Origin of the sequence: Chitinophaga niabensis (assembly GCF_900129465.1) — a bacterium.
Lineage (GTDB): Bacteria > Bacteroidota > Bacteroidia > Chitinophagales > Chitinophagaceae > Chitinophaga > Chitinophaga niabensis.
In genome coordinates this window covers 4,013,237-4,034,949 of sequence record NZ_FSRA01000001.1, presented here as the reverse complement: position 1 = coordinate 4,034,949, position 21,713 = coordinate 4,013,237, and the positions used below count along the sequence as shown (strand labels likewise).

At 47.1% G+C, this 21,713-nt stretch carries 23 protein-coding genes; 12 read left to right on the top strand and 11 right to left on the bottom strand.

What is annotated here, in order from left to right; all coding sequences use genetic code 11:
* The first annotated feature begins 2 nt into the window (after positions 1–2).
* The 5 genes from BUR42_RS16165 (at position 3) to BUR42_RS16145 (ending at position 6,004) form a co-directional block, all read left to right on the top strand.
* Positions 3–1,097, top strand: coding sequence for a Nif3-like dinuclear metal center hexameric protein (locus tag BUR42_RS16165; RefSeq protein WP_074240211.1), 1,095 nt, complete (start codon positions 3–5; stop codon positions 1,095–1,097).
* 3 nt (positions 1,098–1,100) lie between these two features.
* Positions 1,101–1,853, top strand: a complete 753-nt coding sequence (locus BUR42_RS16160; RefSeq protein WP_074240210.1) for a zinc ribbon domain-containing protein — start codon at positions 1,101–1,103, stop codon at positions 1,851–1,853.
* Between the two features lie 86 nt (positions 1,854–1,939).
* Positions 1,940–3,427, top strand: a complete 1,488-nt coding sequence (locus BUR42_RS16155; protein WP_074240209.1) for a tetratricopeptide repeat protein — start codon at positions 1,940–1,942, stop codon at positions 3,425–3,427.
* 63 nt (positions 3,428–3,490) lie between these two features.
* Positions 3,491–5,143, top strand: a complete 1,653-nt coding sequence (recN, locus tag BUR42_RS16150; RefSeq protein ID WP_074240208.1) for a DNA repair protein RecN — start codon at positions 3,491–3,493, stop codon at positions 5,141–5,143.
* A gap of 48 nt (positions 5,144–5,191) precedes the next feature.
* A complete protein-coding gene (locus BUR42_RS16145; protein WP_074240207.1) occupies positions 5,192–6,004 on the top strand; it encodes an enoyl-ACP reductase FabI in 813 nt (270 codons plus the stop codon).
* Between the two features lie 150 nt (positions 6,005–6,154).
* On the opposite strand, the gene BUR42_RS16140 is transcribed toward BUR42_RS16145, so the two are convergent.
* On the bottom strand, positions 6,155–6,376 hold the full coding sequence (locus BUR42_RS16140; RefSeq protein WP_012794455.1) for a DUF2795 domain-containing protein: 222 nt from the start codon (positions 6,374–6,376) through the stop codon (positions 6,155–6,157).
* Between the two features lie 100 nt (positions 6,377–6,476).
* Between BUR42_RS16140 and BUR42_RS16135 the strand changes: the two genes are divergently transcribed.
* The gene (locus tag BUR42_RS16135; RefSeq protein WP_074240206.1) at positions 6,477–7,130 is read left to right on the top strand and encodes an ABC transporter ATP-binding protein; all 654 of its coding nucleotides are present in this window, start codon (positions 6,477–6,479) and stop codon (positions 7,128–7,130) included.
* A 3-nt stretch (positions 7,131–7,133) separates the two neighbouring features.
* On the opposite strand, the gene rfbD is transcribed toward BUR42_RS16135, so the two are convergent.
* From rfbD to BUR42_RS16105, 6 genes are all read right to left on the bottom strand, one after another.
* Positions 7,134–7,985, bottom strand: coding sequence for a dTDP-4-dehydrorhamnose reductase (gene rfbD, locus BUR42_RS16130; RefSeq protein WP_074240205.1), 852 nt, complete (start codon positions 7,983–7,985; stop codon positions 7,134–7,136).
* Positions 7,986–7,996: 11 nt separating this feature from the next.
* Complete coding sequence (gene rfbC / locus BUR42_RS16125) at positions 7,997–8,557, bottom strand: dTDP-4-dehydrorhamnose 3,5-epimerase (protein ID WP_074240204.1); 561 nt, start codon at positions 8,555–8,557, stop codon at positions 7,997–7,999.
* Positions 8,557–9,612, bottom strand: a complete 1,056-nt coding sequence (gene rfbB / locus BUR42_RS16120) for a dTDP-glucose 4,6-dehydratase (protein ID WP_074240203.1) — start codon at positions 9,610–9,612, stop codon at positions 8,557–8,559. Before rfbB ends, rfbC begins: the two co-directional genes overlap by 1 nt.
* A 92-nt stretch (positions 9,613–9,704) precedes the next feature.
* Entirely contained in the window at positions 9,705–10,649 is a 945-nt protein-coding gene (locus BUR42_RS16115; protein ID WP_074240202.1) for a UDP-glucuronic acid decarboxylase family protein, read from the bottom strand.
* A 14-nt stretch (positions 10,650–10,663) separates the two neighbouring features.
* On the bottom strand, positions 10,664–11,977 hold the full coding sequence (locus BUR42_RS16110) for a UDP-glucose dehydrogenase family protein (RefSeq protein ID WP_074240201.1): 1,314 nt from the start codon (positions 11,975–11,977) through the stop codon (positions 10,664–10,666).
* Positions 11,978–11,984: 7 nt separating this feature from the next.
* Positions 11,985–13,112, bottom strand: coding sequence for a DegT/DnrJ/EryC1/StrS family aminotransferase (locus BUR42_RS16105; RefSeq protein ID WP_074240200.1), 1,128 nt, complete (start codon positions 13,110–13,112; stop codon positions 11,985–11,987).
* A gap of 101 nt (positions 13,113–13,213) precedes the next feature.
* Here BUR42_RS16105 and BUR42_RS16100 point away from each other — a divergent pair, with 101 nt between their 5' ends.
* Positions 13,214–14,479: a 3-deoxy-D-manno-octulosonic acid transferase gene (locus BUR42_RS16100; protein WP_074240199.1), complete on the top strand. Its 1,266-nt coding sequence runs from the start codon at positions 13,214–13,216 to the stop codon at positions 14,477–14,479.
* Here BUR42_RS16100 and BUR42_RS16095 read toward each other — a convergent pair.
* A complete protein-coding gene (locus BUR42_RS16095; protein ID WP_074240198.1) occupies positions 14,449–15,207 on the bottom strand; it encodes a hypothetical protein in 759 nt (252 codons plus the stop codon). The genes BUR42_RS16100 and BUR42_RS16095 overlap by 31 nt on opposite strands.
* Positions 15,208–15,305: 98 nt before the next feature.
* On the opposite strand from BUR42_RS16095, the gene BUR42_RS16090 reads away from it, so the two are divergent.
* On the top strand, positions 15,306–15,872 hold the full coding sequence (locus BUR42_RS16090) for a thymidine kinase (RefSeq protein ID WP_074240197.1): 567 nt from the start codon (positions 15,306–15,308) through the stop codon (positions 15,870–15,872).
* On the opposite strand, the gene BUR42_RS16085 is transcribed toward BUR42_RS16090, so the two are convergent.
* Both BUR42_RS16085 and accC read right to left on the bottom strand, forming a co-directional pair.
* Positions 15,873–16,352, bottom strand: a complete 480-nt coding sequence (locus BUR42_RS16085) for a GtrA family protein (RefSeq protein ID WP_074240196.1) — start codon at positions 16,350–16,352, stop codon at positions 15,873–15,875.
* 68 nt (positions 16,353–16,420) lie between these two features.
* Complete coding sequence (accC, locus tag BUR42_RS16080) at positions 16,421–17,911, bottom strand: acetyl-CoA carboxylase biotin carboxylase subunit (protein WP_074240195.1); 1,491 nt, start codon at positions 17,909–17,911, stop codon at positions 16,421–16,423.
* Between the two features lie 82 nt (positions 17,912–17,993).
* Between accC and BUR42_RS16075 the strand changes: the two genes are divergently transcribed.
* The 4 genes from BUR42_RS16075 (at position 17,994) to BUR42_RS16060 (ending at position 21,192) form a co-directional block, all read left to right on the top strand.
* The gene (locus BUR42_RS16075; protein ID WP_074240194.1) at positions 17,994–18,656 is read left to right on the top strand and encodes a heme exporter protein CcmB; all 663 of its coding nucleotides are present in this window, start codon (positions 17,994–17,996) and stop codon (positions 18,654–18,656) included.
* A gap of 145 nt (positions 18,657–18,801) precedes the next feature.
* On the top strand, positions 18,802–19,467 hold the full coding sequence (ccsA, locus tag BUR42_RS16070) for a cytochrome c biogenesis protein CcsA (RefSeq protein WP_074240193.1): 666 nt from the start codon (positions 18,802–18,804) through the stop codon (positions 19,465–19,467).
* Complete coding sequence (locus tag BUR42_RS16065) at positions 19,460–19,687, top strand: CcmD family protein (protein WP_143197464.1); 228 nt, start codon at positions 19,460–19,462, stop codon at positions 19,685–19,687. The genes ccsA and BUR42_RS16065 overlap by 8 nt, the downstream gene beginning before the upstream one ends.
* Before the next feature lie 68 nt (positions 19,688–19,755).
* Positions 19,756–21,192: a Glu/Leu/Phe/Val family dehydrogenase gene (locus BUR42_RS16060; protein ID WP_074240191.1), complete on the top strand. Its 1,437-nt coding sequence runs from the start codon at positions 19,756–19,758 to the stop codon at positions 21,190–21,192.
* A gap of 50 nt (positions 21,193–21,242) precedes the next feature.
* Here BUR42_RS16060 and BUR42_RS16055 read toward each other — a convergent pair whose 3' ends face one another.
* The gene (locus BUR42_RS16055; RefSeq protein ID WP_074240190.1) at positions 21,243–21,707 is read right to left on the bottom strand and encodes a type I restriction enzyme HsdR N-terminal domain-containing protein; all 465 of its coding nucleotides are present in this window, start codon (positions 21,705–21,707) and stop codon (positions 21,243–21,245) included.
* Between the last annotated feature and the right edge of the window lie 6 nt (positions 21,708–21,713).

Genomic DNA, 21,713 nt, shown 5'->3' with positions numbered 1-21,713 from the left:
ATATGATCATCCGCGATATAATACAAGTAATTGAAGCATTTGCTCCCTTATCTTACCAGGAATCGTATGATAACGCCGGGCTTATCTTCGGAAGCGGAGATACGGAGGTAAAGGGTGTGTTACTCACCCTGGATGCCACAGAAGCTGTGCTGGACGAAGCTTTGGAAAAGGGCTGTAATCTTGTGATTGCCCATCACCCCATTGTTTTTGGCGGCCTGAAAAAGATCAATGGCAAGAATTATGTGGAAAGGGTGGCCATCAAAGCTATCAAAAATGATATTGCCGTTTATGCTGCCCATACCAACCTGGATAATGTGCGGGCAGGGGTGAGCGCCATGATGGCGGGCCGGCTGAACCTGAAAAATACCAGGGTGCTGGCCCCTAAAAGGGAACTGTTACGAAAATTATTCACTTTTGCCCCGGCCGCCGATGCAGAAATAGTACGGCAGGCGCTTTTTGAAGCAGGAGCGGGGCACATTGGCAAATACAGCGAATGCAGCTTTTACCACGATGGTACAGGTACCTTTAAAGGGGCGCCGGATACAGATCCCTATGTGGGAAAACCCGGAGAACGCCACCTGGAGGGTGAAATAAAGATAGAAGTGATCTTCCCTGCCCACCTGGAAGGCCAGGTGATCCGGGCCATGCTGCAGCATCACCCTTATGAGGAGGTGGCCTACGATGTTGTGAAGCTGGAAAATGAATGGGCGGAAGTAGGTTCCGGGCTGGTGGGCTCCCTGCCGGAAGCGATGGAGGAAATGGACTTCCTCCGGCTGGTAAAGGAGCAATTTAAGACCGGCTGCGTGCGGTATACCCCCCTCAGGGGCAAAAAGGTACAAAAAGTGGCCGTTTGCGGAGGGGCCGGAAGCTTTCTCCTGAAGAAGGCAATTGCCGCCGGAGCGGATGCCTATGTGTCCGCCGATTTTAAATACCATGAATTTTTTGATGCTGAAAATCAATTAATTATAGCAGACGTGGGACATTTTGAGAGCGAACAGTTCGCGGTGGAGTTATTTTATCATATATTGACCGAAAATTTCCGTAATTTTGCGCCTCTTAAATCTACCATTAGTACAAACCCGGTAAATTATTTATAATACATGGCTACTGTTAAAGAATACAACGTTGAGGAAAAATTGGTTTCTGTACTGAAATTACAGAAGATCGACTCCAAGTTGGACGAAATCCAGATCCTGAAAGGAGAGTTGCCGATGGAAGTGCGGGACCTGGAAGATGAGATTGAAGGTTTGAACCTCCGCCAGGGGCATATTGAGGATGAGATTAAAAGCATCACTGATTTTATTGCCAGCAAAAAAGCGGCGATCAAAGAAGCTGAGGCCCTCGCCAAAAAATACGAAAAGCAGCAGGATAATGTAAAGAACAGCCGTGAATTTGAAGCCATCACCAAAGAAGTGGAGATGCAGAACCTCGAGATCAAACTGGCTGAGAAGCACATCAAAGATGCTAACGAAGAAGTAAAAGAGAAAACACGCGCCCTGGATGTTGCCAAAAAAGCGGTGGCAGACAAGGAGTCCAACCTGAAACATAAGAAAGGCGAACTGGAAAAGATCATCAGTGAAACGGATAAGGAAGAGAAAGGATTGCAGAAACTCACCGAAGAAGCACGCGAAAAAGTAGACCCGCGTTTACTGCAGGCGTATGAAAAGATCCGTAAGAACTACCGCAACGGCCTGGCTGTTGTAACAGTGATACGCGATTCCTGCGGTGGTTGCTTCAATGCTATCCCCCCGCAAAGGCAGGCTGAGATCCGCCAGCGTAAAAAGATCGTAGTGTGCGAACATTGCGGCCGCATCCTGGTAGACAACGACCTCGACGCTACTGTACAGGCATAATATTGGAAGGACATCGAAAGATGTCCTTTTTTATTTAAAAGAACTCCGCGCATATCCATTACGCGGAGTTCCTTATTTTTGCCCCTATGCGTTTTATTTTCATCATTGCACTTTGTTGTGGCATTTCTCTTTCTGTACATGCGCAGCAAAAAAGATACGAGTTCAATTCCCGCTGCCAGCAGGCTTATGATGCCATTATGCAATTACGGCTGAATACTGGTAAGGCATTACTGGAAGAAGAGAAACGTGCAAACCCTGATAATCTCATTCCTTATTTCCTGGATAACTACGCAGATTTTTTTATCCTGTTCTTTAATGAAGACCCTGTTGTATATGCCCGCCAGAAGAAGCAACGTGCCGTAAGGCTGAGCCTGATGGCGGAAGGCCCGGAAGATTCTCCCTATTACCTGTATACACAGGCGGCCATCAAATTCCAGTGGGCTATGGTGAAAGTGAAGTTCGGAGAAAGATGGGATGCGGTATGGGAAGTGCGCAAGGCGTATGTAACGTTGAAAGATAACCAGCGAAAGTTCCCGCAGTTCCTGCCCAATAATTTGCTGCTGGGTTCCATGCAAACCGTGTTCGGCACTATTCCGGACGGGTACAAATGGATCACCAACATCCTGGGCATGCGCGGCAGTATCAAAGAAGGTATGCGCCTCTTACAGGGTTTTATAGACAGCAATGACCCTGTTGCCGTAATTTTTCGCGAAGAATCCTATTACTACTATTGTTATCTCAAACTATTCATCGAAAATAAACCGGACCAGCTGTGGCAGTTCATCCAGGCAAAACAGCTGGATACGCATAACAACTACCTGTTTGCGCTTATGGTGGCCAACCTGTCCCTCAATAACCAAAAGGCGGCACAAGGCATTAAAGTGCTGGAAGAGCGTAAACAAAGCCCTGAATATGCTGAAATATTCTACAAGGATTATGTGCTGGGACTCATGAAGCTGGAACGCCAGGATGATGATGCCATAGAACACCTTGAATATTTCGTGAATAACTTCAAAGGCAAGTTCTATGTAAAAGAAGCATTGCAGCGTTTAAGCTGGGCCTGGTATATGAAAGGGGATATGGCGAAGGCTAACAGGTACCGCAGCCTGATATTCCAGAAAGGTAACACGGAAACCGAAGCCGATAAGCAGGCACAGAAAGAAGCAAAGAAAGGCACCTGGCCTAATCCCGTATTACTGAAAGCCAGGTTGCTCAGCGACGGCGGCTTCTACCAGAATGCCCTTACCCTGATGCTTACCAAACGTTCCAACGACTTCAATACCATAGAAGAAAAACTGGAGTACGCGTACCGCCTTGGCCGCATTTATGATGAAATGGGGCAGGACACCAATGCCATCCGCCTCTATGAAGCCACTATCAAAGCAGGCAGTAACCGCCCGGAATATTTTGCCGCACGTTCCGCCCTGCAAATGGGATATATCTATGAAAAATGGGGAGATAAGCCCAAAGCAAGGCAAAGTTTTCAAACCTGCCTGGACATGGAAGGGCATGACTACAAAAATTCCCTAGACCAGAAAGCAAAAGCCGGGATGTTAAGACTGGATGGGAAATAGACGTGCATAAGTCAAATTGATAATTCATAATTATATTGGGATATTGCATTTGGAAATTTAGTTATGTTATACCGACTGGTTATTCAGAATTACGCGATCATAGACAATCTGGAGGTTGATTTCTCCGGCAACCTCAATGTGATCACCGGTGAAACGGGAGCAGGTAAATCTATCCTGCTTGGTGCTTTAAGCCTTATCCTGGGAGAACGTGCAGACCCTTCCGTACTGTTTGATAAAACAAGGAAATGTGTGATAGAGGGAATGTTTAAGGTAAAAACACCGGAGGTACAGGCATTCTTTGAAGCACATGAGCTGGATGCGGAAGACCAGGTGATCCTGCGCCGGGAGATCAGCTCTGCCGGTAAATCACGTGCATTTATCAACGATACGCCTGTGAACCTTTCCCAGTTGTCTCAATTAACGTTACTGCTGGTAGACCTTCATCAGCAGTTTGATACGCTGGAGCTGGAGAAATCTGATTTTCAGCGGGAGGTAATAGATGCACTGGCCGGCCACCAGGAACAATTGCAGGAATATGTCCGCAAGTTCCAGCAATATGCCCGCCTGCAGAAAGACCTCAAAGAATGTATCCAGCAGCGCGACAGTGCCAATAAAGAATCTGATTATAATAAATTCCTGCTCGATGAATTACTGGAAGCAGATCTGCAGGAAGGTGAAATGGAATCGCTGGAAGCGGAGCAACAGATGCTCAGCCATTCAGAAGAGATCAAAGCCACCCTTACCCGTGTTCATTTTCAGTTAAAAGAAGATGAACAACCTGTGCTGCAGCAATTACGCCAGCTACAGGCTTCTTTGCAAACCCTATCTGAATTCCATAAAGATGTACCAGGGCTTTCAGCCCGCATGCAATCCACCTATGTGGAATTACAGGACATTGCCGCTGAAGTGGACAGGTTAAATGACCAGGTGCAATACGACGGCGAACGCATGGAACAGCTGAACGACCGGATTGCCGTGATCTACAGGCTTCAGAAAAAACATAACGTGCAAAGCACGGCAGAGCTGCTGCAGATTAAAACGCAGCTGGAACAGGGCCTGGAAAATGTGCTGAACCTGGATGGCCGTATCCTGGAACTGGAAAAACAGATCTCCTTACTTAAAGAGGAACTGGAAAAAACAGCAGCAGCCATCACTAAAAAGAGGATAGCGCAGGTAGCACCATTTGAACAAAAGGTGAATGCTTTGCTGGCCCAGGTAGGCATGCCTAATGCAAGGATCAGGGTGTCCATTCAGCAGGGGGCATTGCAGCTTTATGGGCAGGATACAATTGAATTCCTGTTTGATGCCAACAAGAGCAACAACTTTGGCCCGATAAGAAAAGTAGCATCCGGCGGGGAACTGAGCCGCTTAATGCTCTGTATAAAATCACTGGTAGCACGATCTGTGGCTTTACCTACCCTGATCTTCGATGAAATAGATACCGGTATTTCCGGAGAGGCGGCACGCCAGGTAGGTATTATCATGAAAGAACTGGCCCGCGGCCACCAGGTGATCTGTATCACACACCAGCCACAACTGGCGGGCAAAGCAGACGCACATTATTTTGTTTACAAACACATGGAAGGAGATAAAGTGCAAACACATGTCCGCCTGTTATCGCAGGACGAAAGGATCACTGCCATTGCTAAAATGCTGAGTGGGGAAAAGCCTACACCTGCTGCTTTAGAGAATGCCAGGGAGATGGTTATGCAATAACATTTCAATTTTCGACTTTAACTGCTAAATTTGCCCAAATTTTAATCAATGGCTCATAACTTATTACAAGGGAAGAAAGGTATCATCTTTGGCGCATTGGATGCAAATTCCATTGCCTGGAAAACGGCAGAGCGTTGCGTACAGGAAGGAGCGCAGATTGTGTTGACCAATGCTCCTATTGCATTGCGTATGGGTGAGATCAACAAACTCGCTGAAAGCTGTAAAGCCCCGGTAATACCTGCCGACGCCACCAGCATGGATGACCTTAATAACCTGTTTACCAAATCAATGGAGCATTTCGGTGGCAAGATCGATTTCATCCTCCATTCTATTGGTATGAGTGTGAACGTTCGTAAAGGAAAGCCCTATACTGACCTGGATTACGACTTTTACCATAAAGGACTGGATATCTCGGCGATGTCCCTCCACCGCGTATTGCAAACAGCCTATAAGCTGGATGCGCTGAATGAATGGGGTTCCGTTGTGGCACTGACCTATATTGCCGCACAAAGGGTATTCCCGGACTACAGCGATATGGCGGATGCTAAATCCATGCTGGAATCCATTACCCGCAGCTTTGGCTACCACTATGGTGTGAAGAATAAAGTGCGGATCAACACCATCTCCCAGTCTCCGACCAGGACCACAGCCGGTAGCGGTGTGAAGGGTTTTGACGGATTTATCAGCTATGCAGAGAAAATGAGCCCGCTGGGTAACGCTTCTGCAGATCAGTGTGCGGATTACACCGTGTCCCTGTTCTCAGACTACACCAAAATGGTGACCATGCAGAACCTCTTCCACGATGGTGGATTCTCTTTCACAGGGATCTCCCAGGCTGTAGTGGACCAGATGGAAAAATAAAGAAGACTTGTTCGGTTATGGACATAAAAAACCGTCCTGGTAGTTTACCGGGACGGTTAATTTTTTAGAAGCATAGGAATACGCTGAGCGCATTACTACGAGCGAAGGTCTAAGATACCGGGAAAAATGAAAGCAAATCACAACGGAATATCAGTACTCGTCTTCATTAAAGAAGAAGTCGTCCTGCGACGGGTAATCAGACCAGATATCCTCGATCCCTTCGTAAATTTCTCCCTCGTCCTCCAGTTCCTGTAAGTTTTCGATAACTTCGATGGGTGCACCGGAACGGATGGCGTAATCTATGAGTTCGTCTTTTGTAGCAGGCCATGGAGCATCCTCCAGGTACGAAGCTAATTCTAGAGTCCAGTACATCGTATATAAATTTTTACTTTTCCGAATTTTCGCAAAAGTATTATTTAATTTGAAATAAACAACTATTACTATTTTAACGGCCTAATTACTTTGTTCGGATATGCTTACTGCCCGCAATGTTACCAAAAATTATTCCAATCTGCAGGTCCTCAAGGGAGTTGATATTTCTGTCAGTAAAGGTGAAATAGTGGCCATTGTTGGTTCCTCCGGGGCGGGCAAAAGTACCCTGCTGCACATACTCGGAACGCTGGACAGCCCTACCAACGGGGAGATCTTTATCAATAATGTGCAAACCAGCGGCCTTACGGGTACCCGGCTGGCAGACTTCCGTAACCGCCACATCGGCTTCATTTTTCAGTTCCATCACCTCTTACCTGAGTTCACGGCACTGGAAAATGTTTGCATTCCCGGATACATTGCCGGCACCCGCAAAAGTGCCGTTAAAGAGCGGGCAGCCTTTCTGCTGGATACTTTAGGACTTAAAGACCGGCTGGAACACCGCCCGAAAGAACTTTCCGGGGGAGAGCAGCAACGAGTGGCAGTGGCCAGGGCGCTGATCAATAACCCGGATGTGATCATGGCAGATGAGCCTACCGGTAACCTGGATTCCCATAATGCCAGGGAACTGCACCAGCTTTTCCTGCAACTCCGCGACCAGTTTGAACAAACCTTCATTATCGTTACCCATAATGAAGAACTGGCGACCCTGAGTGATCGCCAGTTAGTCATGAAAGACGGGAAAATAGTCAGTTAACTCCTATTTCCCCAGGCAAACTGCCAAACTGTCCCTCCAGTAAGGTACGTTCAACCCAAAGGCTGCTTTTATTTTTGCTTTATTAAGAACGCTGTAAGCGGGGCGTTTTGCTGCGGTGGGGTATTGGTCTGTGGTAACAGGGTTGATCTCGCATTTGGAACCCGTAAGGGCCTTAATGGCCACTGCAAAGTCGTACCAGCTGGCAACACCTTCGTTGCTGTAGTGATAAATGCCGCCGGTGACCCCGTCCGGATGCTGCAGGATGGTTAAAATGGCTGCAGCCAGGTCTGGTGCATAAGTAGGCGTACCCGTTTGATCATATACCACATTCAGGCTTTCTTTTTCCTGCATGAGTTGCTGCATACGCAGCGCAAAGTTAACCCCCGTACGGGAGTAGAGCCAGGAAGTACGGATCACCACCGCATTGGGATGATAGCCAAGTACGGCAGCTTCTCCCCGAAGTTTGGAGGCACCATAGATCCCATGGGGAGAGGCATCATCTGTTTCCTGGTAGGGGCGGTTAGCATTACCGTCAAATACATAATCCGTAGAAACATGAATAAGGGTAGCATTATGCCCTGCACAAGCTTCCGCAAGGATCAGGGGAGCCTGGAAGTTCAGCAGGAAGGCAGCTTCTTCATCCTGCTCTGCTTTATCAACGGCTGTGTAGGCAGCACAGTTGATCACCGCGTCTATCGTTTGCCGGCCAAAGAAATCGTTAACAGCAGCAGCATCGGTAATATCCAGCTCCTCCCTGTCTGTATACAAAAAAGAAAGATCAGGATACTGAGCGGCGATGGATTGCAGCGCATTGCCTAATTGGCCTTTGGCGCCTGTTACCAGGATGTTTTTCATGAATTCAGAAATTATGACTTATAAACAAAATTGTGTTTGCAGTCCGCCAGGACCGGTAGCACCAGGTCTTTTTCAGAAACGATGGCATCCGTTAAAGGAATGCCCCAGTCGATCTGTAAGGCAGGATCGTTGTAGATGATACCGCCTTCGCTGGCTTTATGATAGAAACTGTCACATTTGTACATGACCTCTGCGGTAGGGCTCAGCACAGAATATCCATGCGCAAAACCCTTTGGCACCAGCAGCTGTCGTTTGTTTTCAGCAGATAGCTCAATCGTATATACCTTGCCGTAAGCAGGAGAACCGGTGCGCAGGTCTACCACTACATCCAGTATTGTACCTTCCAGTACACGGATCAGTTTGGTTTGTGCATGTGGCTCCTGCTGAAAATGCAGGCCACGCAGTACGCCATAAGAAGAACGGGCCTGGTTATCCTGCACAAATACAATCTCCACACCTTCTTCCCGGAAAGTATTAGCGTTATAGCTTTCAAAAAAATATCCCCGGCTGTCCCCATGCACTTTGGGTTCATAGATCAGCAGGTCAGGAATTCCTGTTTCAATAAAAGGCATTATCTCTTTTGGTATTGCGTTTCGTAATATTGTTGATAAGCCCCGCTGGTAACATGTTCCAGCCATTCTTCGTTAGCCAGGTACCAGTCCACCGTTTTCTCCAGCCCTTCTTCAAATTGCAGGCTGGGGGCCCAGCCTAATTCCTTGTTCAGCTTTGTAGCGTCAATGGCATAACGGAGATCATGGCCGGCACGGTCTTTCACATAAGTGATCAATTGTGCGGAAGTGCCGGCAGGCCGGCCCAGTTTACGGTCCATTACTTCGCATAAAAGCATGATAAGGTCTATGTTCTTCCATTCATTAAAACCGCCGATGTTATATGTTTCACCGATGCGGCCATTATGAAAGATGATATCGATCGCCCGTGCATGATCTTCCACAAAGAGCCAGTCGCGCACGTTTTCACCTTTACCATATACCGGTACAGGTTTATTGTTCCTGATATTATGAATAGCCAGGGGGATCAGCTTTTCAGGGAAGTGATGAGAGCCGTAATTATTGGAGCAGTTGCTCAATACCACCGGCAGCTTATAGGTATGATAGTATGCTTTTACAAAATGGTCGGAACTGGCTTTGGAAGCGGAATAGGGCGAACGGGGATCGTAAGCGGTCTCTTCTGTAAAAAAACCTTCTTCGCCCAGGGAACCGAATACTTCATCTGTAGATACATGGTAAAACCGTTTGTTTTCCAGGTTGCCCTGCCAGTATTTTCTACATGCATTCAGCAATACCGCCGTTCCCAGCACATTGGTCTTAATAAAGGCCAGGGGATCAAGGATAGAGCGGTCAACATGGCTTTCGGCAGCCAGGTGGATCACACCATCAAATGCATATTTTTCAAAAAGCGCATTCACAGCATTTTCATCCGTAATGTCTACTTTTTCAAAGTTGTAATTGGGGAGGTCTTTAACATCCTTCAGGTTTTCCAGGTTGCCTGCATATGTGAGACTATCACCATTAACAATGGTGTATTCGGGGTATTTATTAACAAAGAGCCTGACAACATGAGAGCCGATAAAGCCGGCTCCGCCTGTAATAAGAAGTGTTCTTTTCATAATTCAATGTATGGAGGAAAATAAAAAATGAAAAGTTAAAAACAGATCAACGCTTACAGCATGACCATACTAATAACTTTTCATTATCAATTCTATTTACCTAAAGCCTGTTTAAAGTATTCATATGTGATCTTCAAACCTTCTTTCCTGTCTACTTTCGGTTCCCAGCCAAGGATAGTTTTTGCCTTGGTGATATCTGGTTTCCGTTGTTTGGGATCATCTGTAGGTAACGGGCGGTGAACGATCTTTTGGTTAGTTCCAGTAAGTTCCACGATCTCCTGTGCAAATTGCAGCAGTGTGATCTCTACGGGATTACCGATGTTCACCGGCAGGTGATAATCGCTCAGGAGCAGGCGGTAAATGCCTTCCACGAGATCATCCACATAACAGAAGGAACGGGTTTGAGAGCCATCGCCAAACAAAGTGAGGTCCTGGCCGGTGAGTGCCTGGCTCATAAAAGCTGGCAAAGCACGTCCGTCATCCAGCCGCATACGGGGGCCGTAAGTATTGAATATACGGATGATGCGGGTATCTACACCATGGAAATTATGGTATGCCATGGTCATGGATTCCATGAAACGTTTGGCTTCATCGTACACGCCGCGTGGTCCGATAGGATTCACGTTGCCCCAGTATTCTTCCGGTTGGGGATGCACAGCAGGGTCGCCATATACCTCAGAGGTAGAAGCTACCAGGATGCGTGCTTTTTTATCTTTGGCCAGGCCTAACAGGTTATGCGTACCCAGGGAGCTAACTTTCAGCGTCTGGATGGGCATTTTCAGGTAATCTATCGGGCTGGCGGGAGAAGCAAAATGCAGGATATAATCCAGGTCCCCGGCTATGTGTACAAACTTCGTTACATCATGATGATAGTATTCGAAATTCTTCAGGGGAAAAAGGTGTTCAATATTTTTGATGTTCCCGGTGAGGAGGTTGTCCATACCGATCACGTGGTACCCTTCTTTGATAAAACGGTCACAGAGATGGGAACCAAGGAATCCGGCGGCGCCGGTGATCAATACTCTTTTAGTAGTCATATTCAGCCAGGGATTTAAGATTTGGCAGGCAGGCGGCCTACACTTTCATAATGGAAGCCAAGTTCCTGCATGTGCGCAACATCAAACAGGTTCCGGCCATCAAAGATAACTTTATGTTTCAGGGAAGAGCCGATCTTATCGAAATCAGGCGTGCGGAACACGCTCCATTCTGTTGCAATGATCAGTGCATCTGCATTTTCAAGTGTAGCGTACTGGTTTTCCGCGTATGCAACCTTATCGCCGATCACACCTTTTACATTAGGCATAGCCTCAGGGTCAAATACAGAAACGGTAGCACCTGCATTCACCAATGCATCGATGATATATAAAGCCGGGGCTTCACGGATATCGTCTGTATTGGGTTTGAAGGCCAGGCCCCAGAGTGCAAAATGTTTTCCCTTGAGATTATTGCTGAAGTAAGCGTTAACCTTTGGCAGGAGGAATAATTTTTGTTTCTCATTCACATCCATTACGGCATCCAGTATGCGGAAGGAATAACTTACTTCCTGTGACGATTTTACCAGCGCCTGTACGTCTTTTGGAAAACAGCTGCCGCCATAACCAATACCGGGGAAGAGGAAGCGTTTACCAATACGGTCATCACTGCCAATACCTCTGCGTACCATATCAACGTCCGCTCCCAGCTTTTCGCAAAGGATGGCGATCTCGTTCATGAAAGATATTTTGGTAGCCAGGAAAGAGTTTGCCGCATATTTGGTAAGTTCTGCGGACTTCTCATCCATATATATGATAGGGTTACCCTGGCGCACAAAAGGTGCATACAGGTCTCCCATTACTTTACGGGCTTTTTCTGATTGTGTTCCGATCACCACGCGGTCAGGCTTCATGAAGTCTTCCACAGCCACGCCTTCCCGGAGGAATTCAGGATTGGATACCACGTCAAATTCCACCTTTGCATTTTTTGCGATAGCGGCATGTACTTTATCCGCTGTGCCTACAGGTACTGTACTCTTGTCTACGATCACTTTGTAATCCTTCAGCATAGGGCCTAATTTCTCCGAAACGCCAAGGATATATGAAAGATCTGCAGAGCCATCTTCTCCCGGAGGAGTTGGTAAGGCCAGGAAGATCACTTTAGCTTCGCTAATCCCTTTTTCAAGATCGGTTGTAAAATTAAGGCGGCCTTCTTTGAGGTTCCTTTCAAATAATTTTTCGAGACCTGGCTCGTAGATCGTGATCTGGCCAGCGGAGAGTTTGTTTACTTTATTAACATCAATGTCAACACAAGTAACTTGGTTGCCAGTTTCGGCAAAACAGGTACCGGTAACGAGTCCAACGTATCCGGTCCCAACAACGGTAATCTTCATGTGGGGCTTAGTTTAAAAAAGATTTAACTGAATCTGTGATGTGCGTTAATTGCTCCTCGTCCATCTCTGTGTGAATGGGAAGGGATATTACTTTACCGGTTAAGCTATCTGTAACAGGCAGTGACAACTTAGGGTCAACCATGCCCCCGAACATTTTCTGGCGATGTGCCGGTACAGGATAGTAGATCATGGCAGGTACCTGTTTTTCCTGCAGGTAAGCCTGAAGTTTATTCCGGTCTGCTCCATTAAGTTGCATCGTATATTGATGGAACACATGTAATTGATTGGTGGCCTGAAAAGGTGTTACGATCTGCGGTATACCGGCAAAAGCTGTGTCATATGCAGTAGCAACTGCACGGCGGGCAGCTATGTACTGGTCCAGCAACTGCAGTTTGATGCGGAGTACTACTGCCTGCAGCGTATCCAGGCGGCTGTTTACGCCAACTTCATCATGATAATAACGTTGAGACTGGCCATGGTTGGCAATCATCCTGATCTTTGCTGCCAGTGCGTCGTCGTCTGTAAAGAGGGCGCCGCCATCCCCGTAACATCCCAGGTTCTTGGAAGGGAAGAAGGAGGTGCAGCCGATATGGCCAAAGGTGCCCACTTTCTTTGTGGTACCATCTTTGGTCGTATAGTGGCTGCCGATAGCCTGGGCATTGTCTTCAATCACATAGAGGTTATGCTTTTGGGCAATTTCCATGATCGGTTCAATAGCTGCGCTGTGGCCGTACAGGTGAACCGGTACAATTGCTTTCGTTTTAGGGGTGATCGCCTTTTCAATTGCCGCAGGATCAATGCAATAGGTCTGCGGGTCAATATCTACGAAAACCGGCTTCAGGCGCAACAGGGCTATCACTTCAGCGGTGGCAATAAAAGTAAAGGAAGGCGTGATCACTTCATCTCCGGGTTCCAGTCCAAGGGCCATCATGGCTATTTGAAGCGCATCTGTGCCATTGGCGCAGGGGATCACATGTTTGCTGCCCAGGTATTGACCCAGTTCCTGGGAAAACTGTTGTACGGGCGCCCCGTTTATAAAGGCAGCACTTTCCAGCACATCCTGAATGGCTGCGTCAACCTGCGGCTTAATCTTACTATACTGGCGTTTGAGATCCACCATCTGAATAGGAACCATGTAGGATATCTTTTTTTGAGTCCGCAAATTTACAAATTTTGGGATAGGCAGGAGGACTATCTTTGTGAGATATTCGAATTATTGAGTTAAGTATCAATTCTGTGGGTTTATCGATTCTCTTTTACAATACCGGCATTCGTCTTTACAGGTTTTTCCTGGGGCTGGCCGCAAAGTTAGGTGGCAATAAGAAAGCACAGCTATGGTTAGCCGGGCGGGAAGATCTGTGGCCTGGGCTGGAAGCCGCCATGAAAGGGAATGTACCTGTTGTTTGGGTCCATGCTGCCTCATTGGGGGAGTTCGAACAGGGGAGGCCTGTACTGGAGGAATTACGCCGGCAATACCCCGGGCATCGTATCCTGCTTACTTTCTTTTCCCCCTCCGGTTATGAGGTGAGAAAAGACTATAAAGGGGCCGATTACGTATGTTATTTGCCGTTAGATACCCCGGAAAATGCCCGGCGTTTCCTTGCTGCCGTACAACCGAGGCTGGCGATCTTCATAAAATATGAGTTCTGGTATCATTATTTATCCGGTTTAAAAGCCGGGAATGTGCCCGTTTTGCTGATCTCCGGCATTTTCAGGGAAAAACAGATCTTCTTTAAATGGTATGGAGGCTTGTTCAGGAAGCTTTTAAAGGGAATGGACCAGCTCTTTGTGCAGAATGAAGTATCCCTCACCCTTTTACATAATATTGGCGTCCGGCAGGTTATGCTGGCCGGAGATACCCGGTTCGACAGGGTATGGGCCTTACGGGAGAATCCGGTGGTACTTCCTGAAATAGAACGTTTTATCAAAGTGCCGAAGGTAATGGTGGCCGGTAGTACCTGGGAGGAGGACGAAAAATTACTGGCTGAATGGTGGTATGGAGGGGCACAGGATATCCGTCAGATGGTCCTGGCACCGCATGAGATCACAGAGGCACGCCTTAAAGGAATAGAACAATTATTCCCGGATGCTATCCGGTATTCTGCTTTTGTGAAGGGAGAAACACCCAAAGGCAAAGTGCTGATCATAGACAATGTGGGCATGTTGTCTGCCTTATACCGCTACAGCCGCGTGTCTTATGTAGGAGGAGGGTTTGGGAAAGAAGGCATTCATAATATCCTGGAGCCTGCTACCTATGCCAAACCTGTGATCATCGGGCCTGTTTACCAGCAATTTGATGAAGCAGTTTCGCTGGTACAACTGAGAGGCGCCATTGTAGTAGCTAACCTGAATGACCTGAACAGGGCTATTGAAGCCTTGAACGATCCTTATTATCACCAGCAGATCACAGAAATAGCGAGCCGCTTCGTGGAAGAGCACCAGGGAGCTACCAATAAGATCATACATTATATTCAGGAAAAACGTTTCCTCACGAGAGAGTAGAACTGGCTCACCAGTTCATCTGTTTCATTCCAACCCAGTTTGATCTTCAGTTCTCTTTCTATCCAATATTCCGCTTCCTGCAGGGAGGTGCTTTCATTGATAGTTTTAATGGAACGTTCATACATGGTTTTGTCACCCCGGAAAAGCTCCTGGATGAACTGGAATTTATCATTGATGCCGATGGCATTCTTCAGGTCATTTACGGCCATTCCGCTTAATTTTTCTCCTACTTCCACCGTATGGCTGGAACGCAGGGAATCATTCAGGGAAGTACTGTGTTTGCCGATCAGTTCATTCAACTCTTTGCGGATGCCATTATTGTTTTCTGTATTGGCAGGGCGCTGTGGAGGAGAAGGAGGTTGTTGTGGCGGAGGTGGCGGATCAAACAGGGTGGCTGTTGCCGGTCTCTCTTCAGGCCGTTTTACCGGTACGCGATCAGGTGCATAACCATTGGATTGCAGTACTACTTCGGCTGGAGGAGGAGGAATTTGTACCGGCGGCGGCGGTGTTACTGTTGCCGCAACAGGAGAAGGTGCCGGAGCCTGGGCAGGCACAGATACGGCTACATGACCATTGTTATTTCCCTTTAACTCCTGCTGCTTTTGCTTATTGCGTTGATGTAAGATCTCTGCCTGTAGCAACTGAGTGTAGTAGGATATGGTTTGCAGACCAGCATTGGAATTTTTCAATTCCTGTAATTTGTCAATTAATGCACTTATCTTTTCCATGCCTTAACTGTTAACGCCATCTGGTAGAAATTATTATAATTGCACTAAGTTAAACTTTTTTTGACAACCTAATAATCTAATAATCAAAATACTAGAATATGTTTATTGAACCTTCTCTTACAGGAGGCCGAAGAGGGTGGATCGAAGTGATATGTGGATCAATGTTTTCCGGCAAAACGGAAGAGCTGATACGCAGGATGAAACGTGCCAGGATCGCCAATCTCTCTCTGGAAATTTTCAAGCCGGCAATGGATACCCGGTACGATGAAATGAACATTGTTTCCCATGATGAATCAAAGATCTTATCTACACCTGTGGATAGTTCCCAGCAGATCCTGCTTTTAGGGCAGGGGATGGATGTAGTGGGGATCGACGAAGCGCAGTTCTTTGATGCAGAGCTGCCCAATGTATGTGATCAGCTGGCCCTCAGCGGCATCCGTGTGATCGTTGCAGGCCTTGATATGAACTTCCAGGGAGAGCCCTTTGGCCCTATTCCCCATCTTTTAGCCAAAGCAGATTATATCACCAAGCTGCATGCCATTTGCGTGGTATGCGGCAACATCGCTACTTTCTCCTATCGGAAAAGCTCCAGTACACATACGATATTACTGGGGGAGAAGGATTTATATGAACCCCGGTGCCGGCACTGCTTTTACAATAAATAGTTAATCCTGTACTTTTACTTTGAAGGTGAACTTCTTTTGGGTGATGTAGCTGAAACAAACCACCAGGATGGTAGTGAGGATTTTTGCAACGGTCGGGTAGAAGTGGCAGACCTCCACAAAGAATTTTATAAATACCACGTTGAACAGGAAACAAATAGCTACCAGTAAAAAATAGCGGACGAGTTGTACCCTGCCTCTGAGATTGGATTCAGAGAATACAATGTATTTATTCAATAGGAAACCGGTAGGGAAGGTGATCACAAAAGCCATAAGAAAGGCAGCCATGTACGGACTGATCGTGAAAAATGGCAAATGAACCATTTCCTTATGCAGGATAAAGTTGTAGCTGATAGAGTAGAGCAGGATATCCATAGCCGTATTTCCGCCCCCGCAAACGATATAGCGGAAAGTCTGAAAAGGCATCACCTTAGCAAAAGGCTGATAGAAAAATGCCAGGATATGGAGGATCAATTGCTTCATAAAACGCCGCAAAATTACGAATCAAATGCTAATAAAGCATATGACCAGCTGATTTTAACATTCATTTACTATCGCAGGGTCCTGCGCTGTTTCCATTGAGAGGTTTCTCCATTGGCGGTAACAGGTGCTGCCTGTGAAGGTTTTACAGCAGTGAGCCACAATTGCGAAGCCAGGATGGCTGCAGCTTTGGCGGCATCATCGTCTTTCTGTTCCAATGCAGCCGCTGTGAAGTATTTACCAATGAAATTAGTGTCGAAATTACCGGCGATAAAAGGAGCCTGCTGCAATGCCCATTTGCCGAAAGGAAGTGTTGTTTTAATACCTGTTACCTGGTATTCGTCTATCGCCCGCAGCAAACGTTCTCTTGCTTCTTCCCGGTTTGAGCCCCAGGCAATCAGTTTAGCGATCATGGGATCGTAATAGATAGGAATATCCATTCCCTGTTCATACCCGTCATCCACTCTGACACCGTATCCCTGCGGGCGGATATAAGTTTCCAGTTTGCCGGTATCCGGTAAGAAATTGTTAGCAGGATCTTCTGCGCAGATGCGCAATTCAATAGCATGGCCATTGATCTGTAATTCTTCCTGTGTAAAAGGTAATTTGCCGCCATCGGCGATCCTGATCTGTTCTTTCACAAGATCAAGCCCCGTGATCATTTCTGTTACAGGATGTTCTACCTGGAGGCGGGTATTCATTTCAAGGAAGTAAAAGTTCAACTGCTCATCCACCAGGAATTCTACTGTACCTGCTCCATAATAATTACAGGCGCGGGCAACATCCACTGCACATTTGCCCATAGCAGAACGGATAGCAGGGGTCAGGCAGGAAGAAGGGGCTTCTTCGATCAGTTTCTGATGGCGCCGCTGAATGGAACACTCTCTTTCAAAGAGGTATACGCAATTGCCATGTTTATCTCCCAATACCTGGATCTCAATATGGCGTGGCGCGGCTACATATTTCTCTATAAAAACCGCATCGTCTCCAAAAGCATTCAGGGCTTCACTTTTAGCAAGGCGGATCTGCTCTTCCAGCTCACTTTCCTGCTGTACTACCCGCATACCTTTTCCCCCGCCGCCGGCAGAGGCTTTAATGAGAATGGGGAACCCGGTTTTCTTCACTACTTCCCTTGCTTCTTCCACACTCCGGAGAGGCGTTTCCGTACCTGGTACCATTGGTACTCCAAAACTTTGTGCTGCCTGTTTAGCTGCCAGCTTGCTACCCATCACTTCAATGGAAGCAGCAGAAGGGCCAATGAAGATGAGGCCTGCCTCCGTTACTTTCTGTGCAAACTTCGCGTTCTCACTCAGGAAACCATATCCGGGATGAATTGCGTCCGCACCTGTTTGCCGGGCAACTGCAATGATCTTGTCGCCCAGTAAATAGCTTTGGCTGGAAGGGGCCGGGCCTATACAAACAGCTTCGTCCGCATATTGCACAAAAGGCATGGTACGGTCTGCCTCTGAAAAAACAGCTACCGTGGCTATACCCATTTCCCTGGCTGAACGCATAACCCGCAGGGCTATTTCCCCACGGTTGGCTACTACAATCTTTTTCATCCGGTTGTTTTTGAATAAGGGGCTAAAGTTAATGGATTTAGAATTGTGATGCGGGGCAGCCGGTTTTATTATCTTTGCCTCCGTGAAAAGTCCTCTTTCCCAGATCATCGCCCTCGTAAAAAAAGACCTGCTGCTGGAATGGCGTCAGCGGCATGCGCTGTTTGGCATCCTGCTCTATGTGTTCTCCACCGTTTTTGTGATCAACCTGATGGTGAAAGAACCGGAGGATACCATCTGGAATGCGATGTTCTGGGTGGTGCAGCTCTTTGTTTGTGTGAATGCGGTGGCTAAAAGCTTCCTGCAGGAGAACAAGGGGCGTTTATTGTATTTCTATTCGTTGGTTCATCCCCGTTATTTTATTGCGGCCAAACTGATCTATAACGTACTGCTGATGATCCTGTTCAGTGGGGTTTCCCTGCTCTGCTGCATCCTCTTCCTCGGCAATCCTCTCATTCACCCGCTGTATTTCCTGGCGGTGGTATTACTGGGCGGGATCAGCTTATCCCTTCTTTTTACCATGCTGGCTGCCATTGCAGCACAGGCCAGTCAGAATGCCGCATTGATGGCAATTATGGGTTTCCCCCTGGTAATGCCCATCCTGATGCTGTTAACCGGTATTTCGCAGAGTGCTTTTGCTCCTGTAGTGCAACCCGGCCTGCCGGGCATGTTTGCTTTACTGGCCGGAATGGATGTACTGGTCATTGCCCTGGCGCTGATCTTATTTCCTTATCTCTGGAAGGAATAATCCATACGTTTTTTAACAAAAACCTCCCTATGGTAAAGGTTTTTTAAGGATTTGCAGGGCTTTTGCAGGTTCATCAAAATACGTAAATAGCTTTGCCGTTACCTTTAAAACGTGTAGGTTTGCCCCCACATATTGTATTAGAACAATGGCAAAGCATTGGTGGAAAATCTTAAGTGTAGTTATCCTGCTATACGTAATCATAGGCGGTTTTATCGTAAAAGTACCGGTCATCGGTAATAATCAGCAGGCCGCCCGGAGCATCTTCTTTCACTTACCTATGTGGATGAGCATGTATACCCTCTTCACCATTTCCGTGGTGAATTCCGTCTGGTACCTCGCTACAAATGATCTTAGCCGGGATGTCCGCGCCTCCAGTGCAGGCAGTGTTGGTGTACTGTTTGGGGTGATGGGCTTTTTTACCGGCATGCTGTGGGCCACTTATACCTGGGGCGGCACAATCGTGAATGATCCCAAACAAATGACCACTGCCATCGCGCTCACGATCTATATGGCTTACCTCGTATTGCGGCTGTCCTTTACAGACCTGGATAAAAGGGCACGCGTTTCCGCTATCTTCAATGTATTTGCATTCGCTTTACTGATTCCGCTCACTTATATTATTCCCCGGATGGTGGAATCCCTCCATCCAGGTAGCGCCAGCAGCCCGGGCTTCAGTTCCCAGGATACTGCCGGCACCATCAAAATGGTACTCTGGCCTGCATTCATCGGATGGACCTTACTGGGCATCTGGATCTACACTTTGCGGGCACGTTATAAAAGATTAGTATTAAAAAATATCCTCCATGGCTAAAAGACTTAGCTATCTGCTTCTTTGCATGATATTATCATTCACCACCGCCATTGCGCAAACGGTGGATCAACAGAATACGGAAACCGGTCCCGTAAATGAGTTCTTCCGCAGTGATAACAAAATTTACGTGGCAGTGGGCATCCTGGTGATCATTTTTACCTGTATCGTATTATACCTCATAAGGCTGGACCGTAGGATCGGCAAGCTGGAGAAAGAATAGCATATCAATTATAAGTTAGGGACCCTGCATCGTACAACACCAAAACAATATACATAAAACCGTTTTTTATGGCTAAAGCTAAAGCGCTGGCGCAAGAACAGCATTATAACTTTTTCCACAGTGTGGAACAAAGTTTCGACAAGGCTGCGCAGTTCACCAAATGGGAAAAGGGGATACTGGAGCAGATCAAAGCCTGTAATGCTGTGTATCGTATTAAATTCCCTGTGAGAGTGGGAAACAGTATTGACGTAATTGAAGCTTACAGGGTACAGCACTCCCATCACAAACTGCCCTGTAAAGGAGGTATCCGTTTCAGTGACGAAGTGAACCAGGATGAAGTAATGGCCCTCGCCGCCCTGATGACTTACAAATGCGCTATTGTGAACGTTCCTTTTGGCGGTGCCAAAGGAGGTATCAAGATCAATCCCCGCAACTATACCCCTTTTCAGCTGGAAAACATCACCCGCCGTTACACGGCTGAACTGGTAAAAAAGAACTTTATAGGTCCCGGCATCGACGTACCTGCTCCTGATTATGGAACAGGCGAACGTGAAATGAGCTGGATCCTGGATACATACATGAGCCTTCGCCCCGGAGAGATTGACGGTTATGGTTGTGTAACCGGTAAACCTGTTTCCCAGGGCGGTGTTCGTGGCCGTACTGAAGCTACAGGCCTTGGTGTATTTTATGGTCTCCGTGAATTATGTAATGTAAAAGAGGACATGAAACGCCTTGGACTGGAACCCGGCATTGAAGGCAAAAAAGTAGTCGTGCAGGGGATGGGTAATGTGGGTTACCACGCTGCCAAATATTTCCATGAAGCAGGCGCGAAAGTGATCTGCCTGATAGAATGGGATGGCGCCATCTTCAATCCTAAAGGACTGAATCCGGACGCAGTATTGAAACATCGTAAAGAAACTGGTTCCATCGTTGGTTTCCCCGATGCTAAAAGCCTGAAGAAAAACACGGATGGATTAGAACTGGAATGCGATATCCTCATTCCCGCTGCGCTGGAGAATGTGATCCACGCCGGCAATGCGCCAAAGATCAAAGCCAAGATCATCGGCGAAGCAGCTAACGGCCCGCTCACTCCTGAAGCAGATGAGGTCCTCGCTAAAAAAGGTGTGATCGTAGTGCCGGATATGTTCCTCAACGCAGGAGGTGTTACCGTTTCTTACTTTGAGTGGCTGAAAAACCTCAGCCATGTTCGTTATGGCCGCCTGGGCAAACGCTTCGATGAGAATATGAACATTCACATCCTGGGGCAGATAGAAGAACTGACCGGTAAAAAGGTGTCAGAAAAAGAAAGGAAGTTCATTGCACATGGTGCCGATGAAGTAGACCTGGTATATTCCGGCCTGGAAGAAACCATGCACACTGCTTTGCATGAAGTGCGTGAGAAATTTATGGAACATAAAAAGATCAGGGATATGCGTACCGCAGCATATGTATGCGCTATTGATAAAGTAGGTGCAGCATATGAGCAGCTGGGTATTTTCCCATAAGGATCATAATGTTTTCGGTGGGGCCGATCTTTTGGATCGGCCCCATTTTTTTATGCAGGAGGTGCATCCACGTCCGGATATTTCGGCAACGCATTTTCGAACACCCAATTCCCTGCTTCTGCATTCAGTTTGCAGCACCAGGTGTTACTGCCATTGGTGATCACCAGGTAAGGTACAGGCAATGCCATATTATATCTTACGATCTGTTCCAGCACAGGCATGCCCAATGGAACACCCATCTCTTTGCATTCCACGATCATCCAGGGAACCGCTTCCCGGCTGTAAATAACAATATCACAGCGTTTGCGCAATTCTCCCAGGTGCATTTCCTTTTCTATGCTCATCAGTGCGCCGGGATACTCCAGGCTTTTCACGAGATAGTTCAGGAAATTCTGGCGCACCCACTCTTCCGGGGTTAATACCACATATTTTTTACGGAAAGGGTCAAAGATCATTTCTTGCCCGTTTGTAGCCTGAATGCGAAAATCCGGGGGAGGGAACTGGATGTTGATCATGTTGTA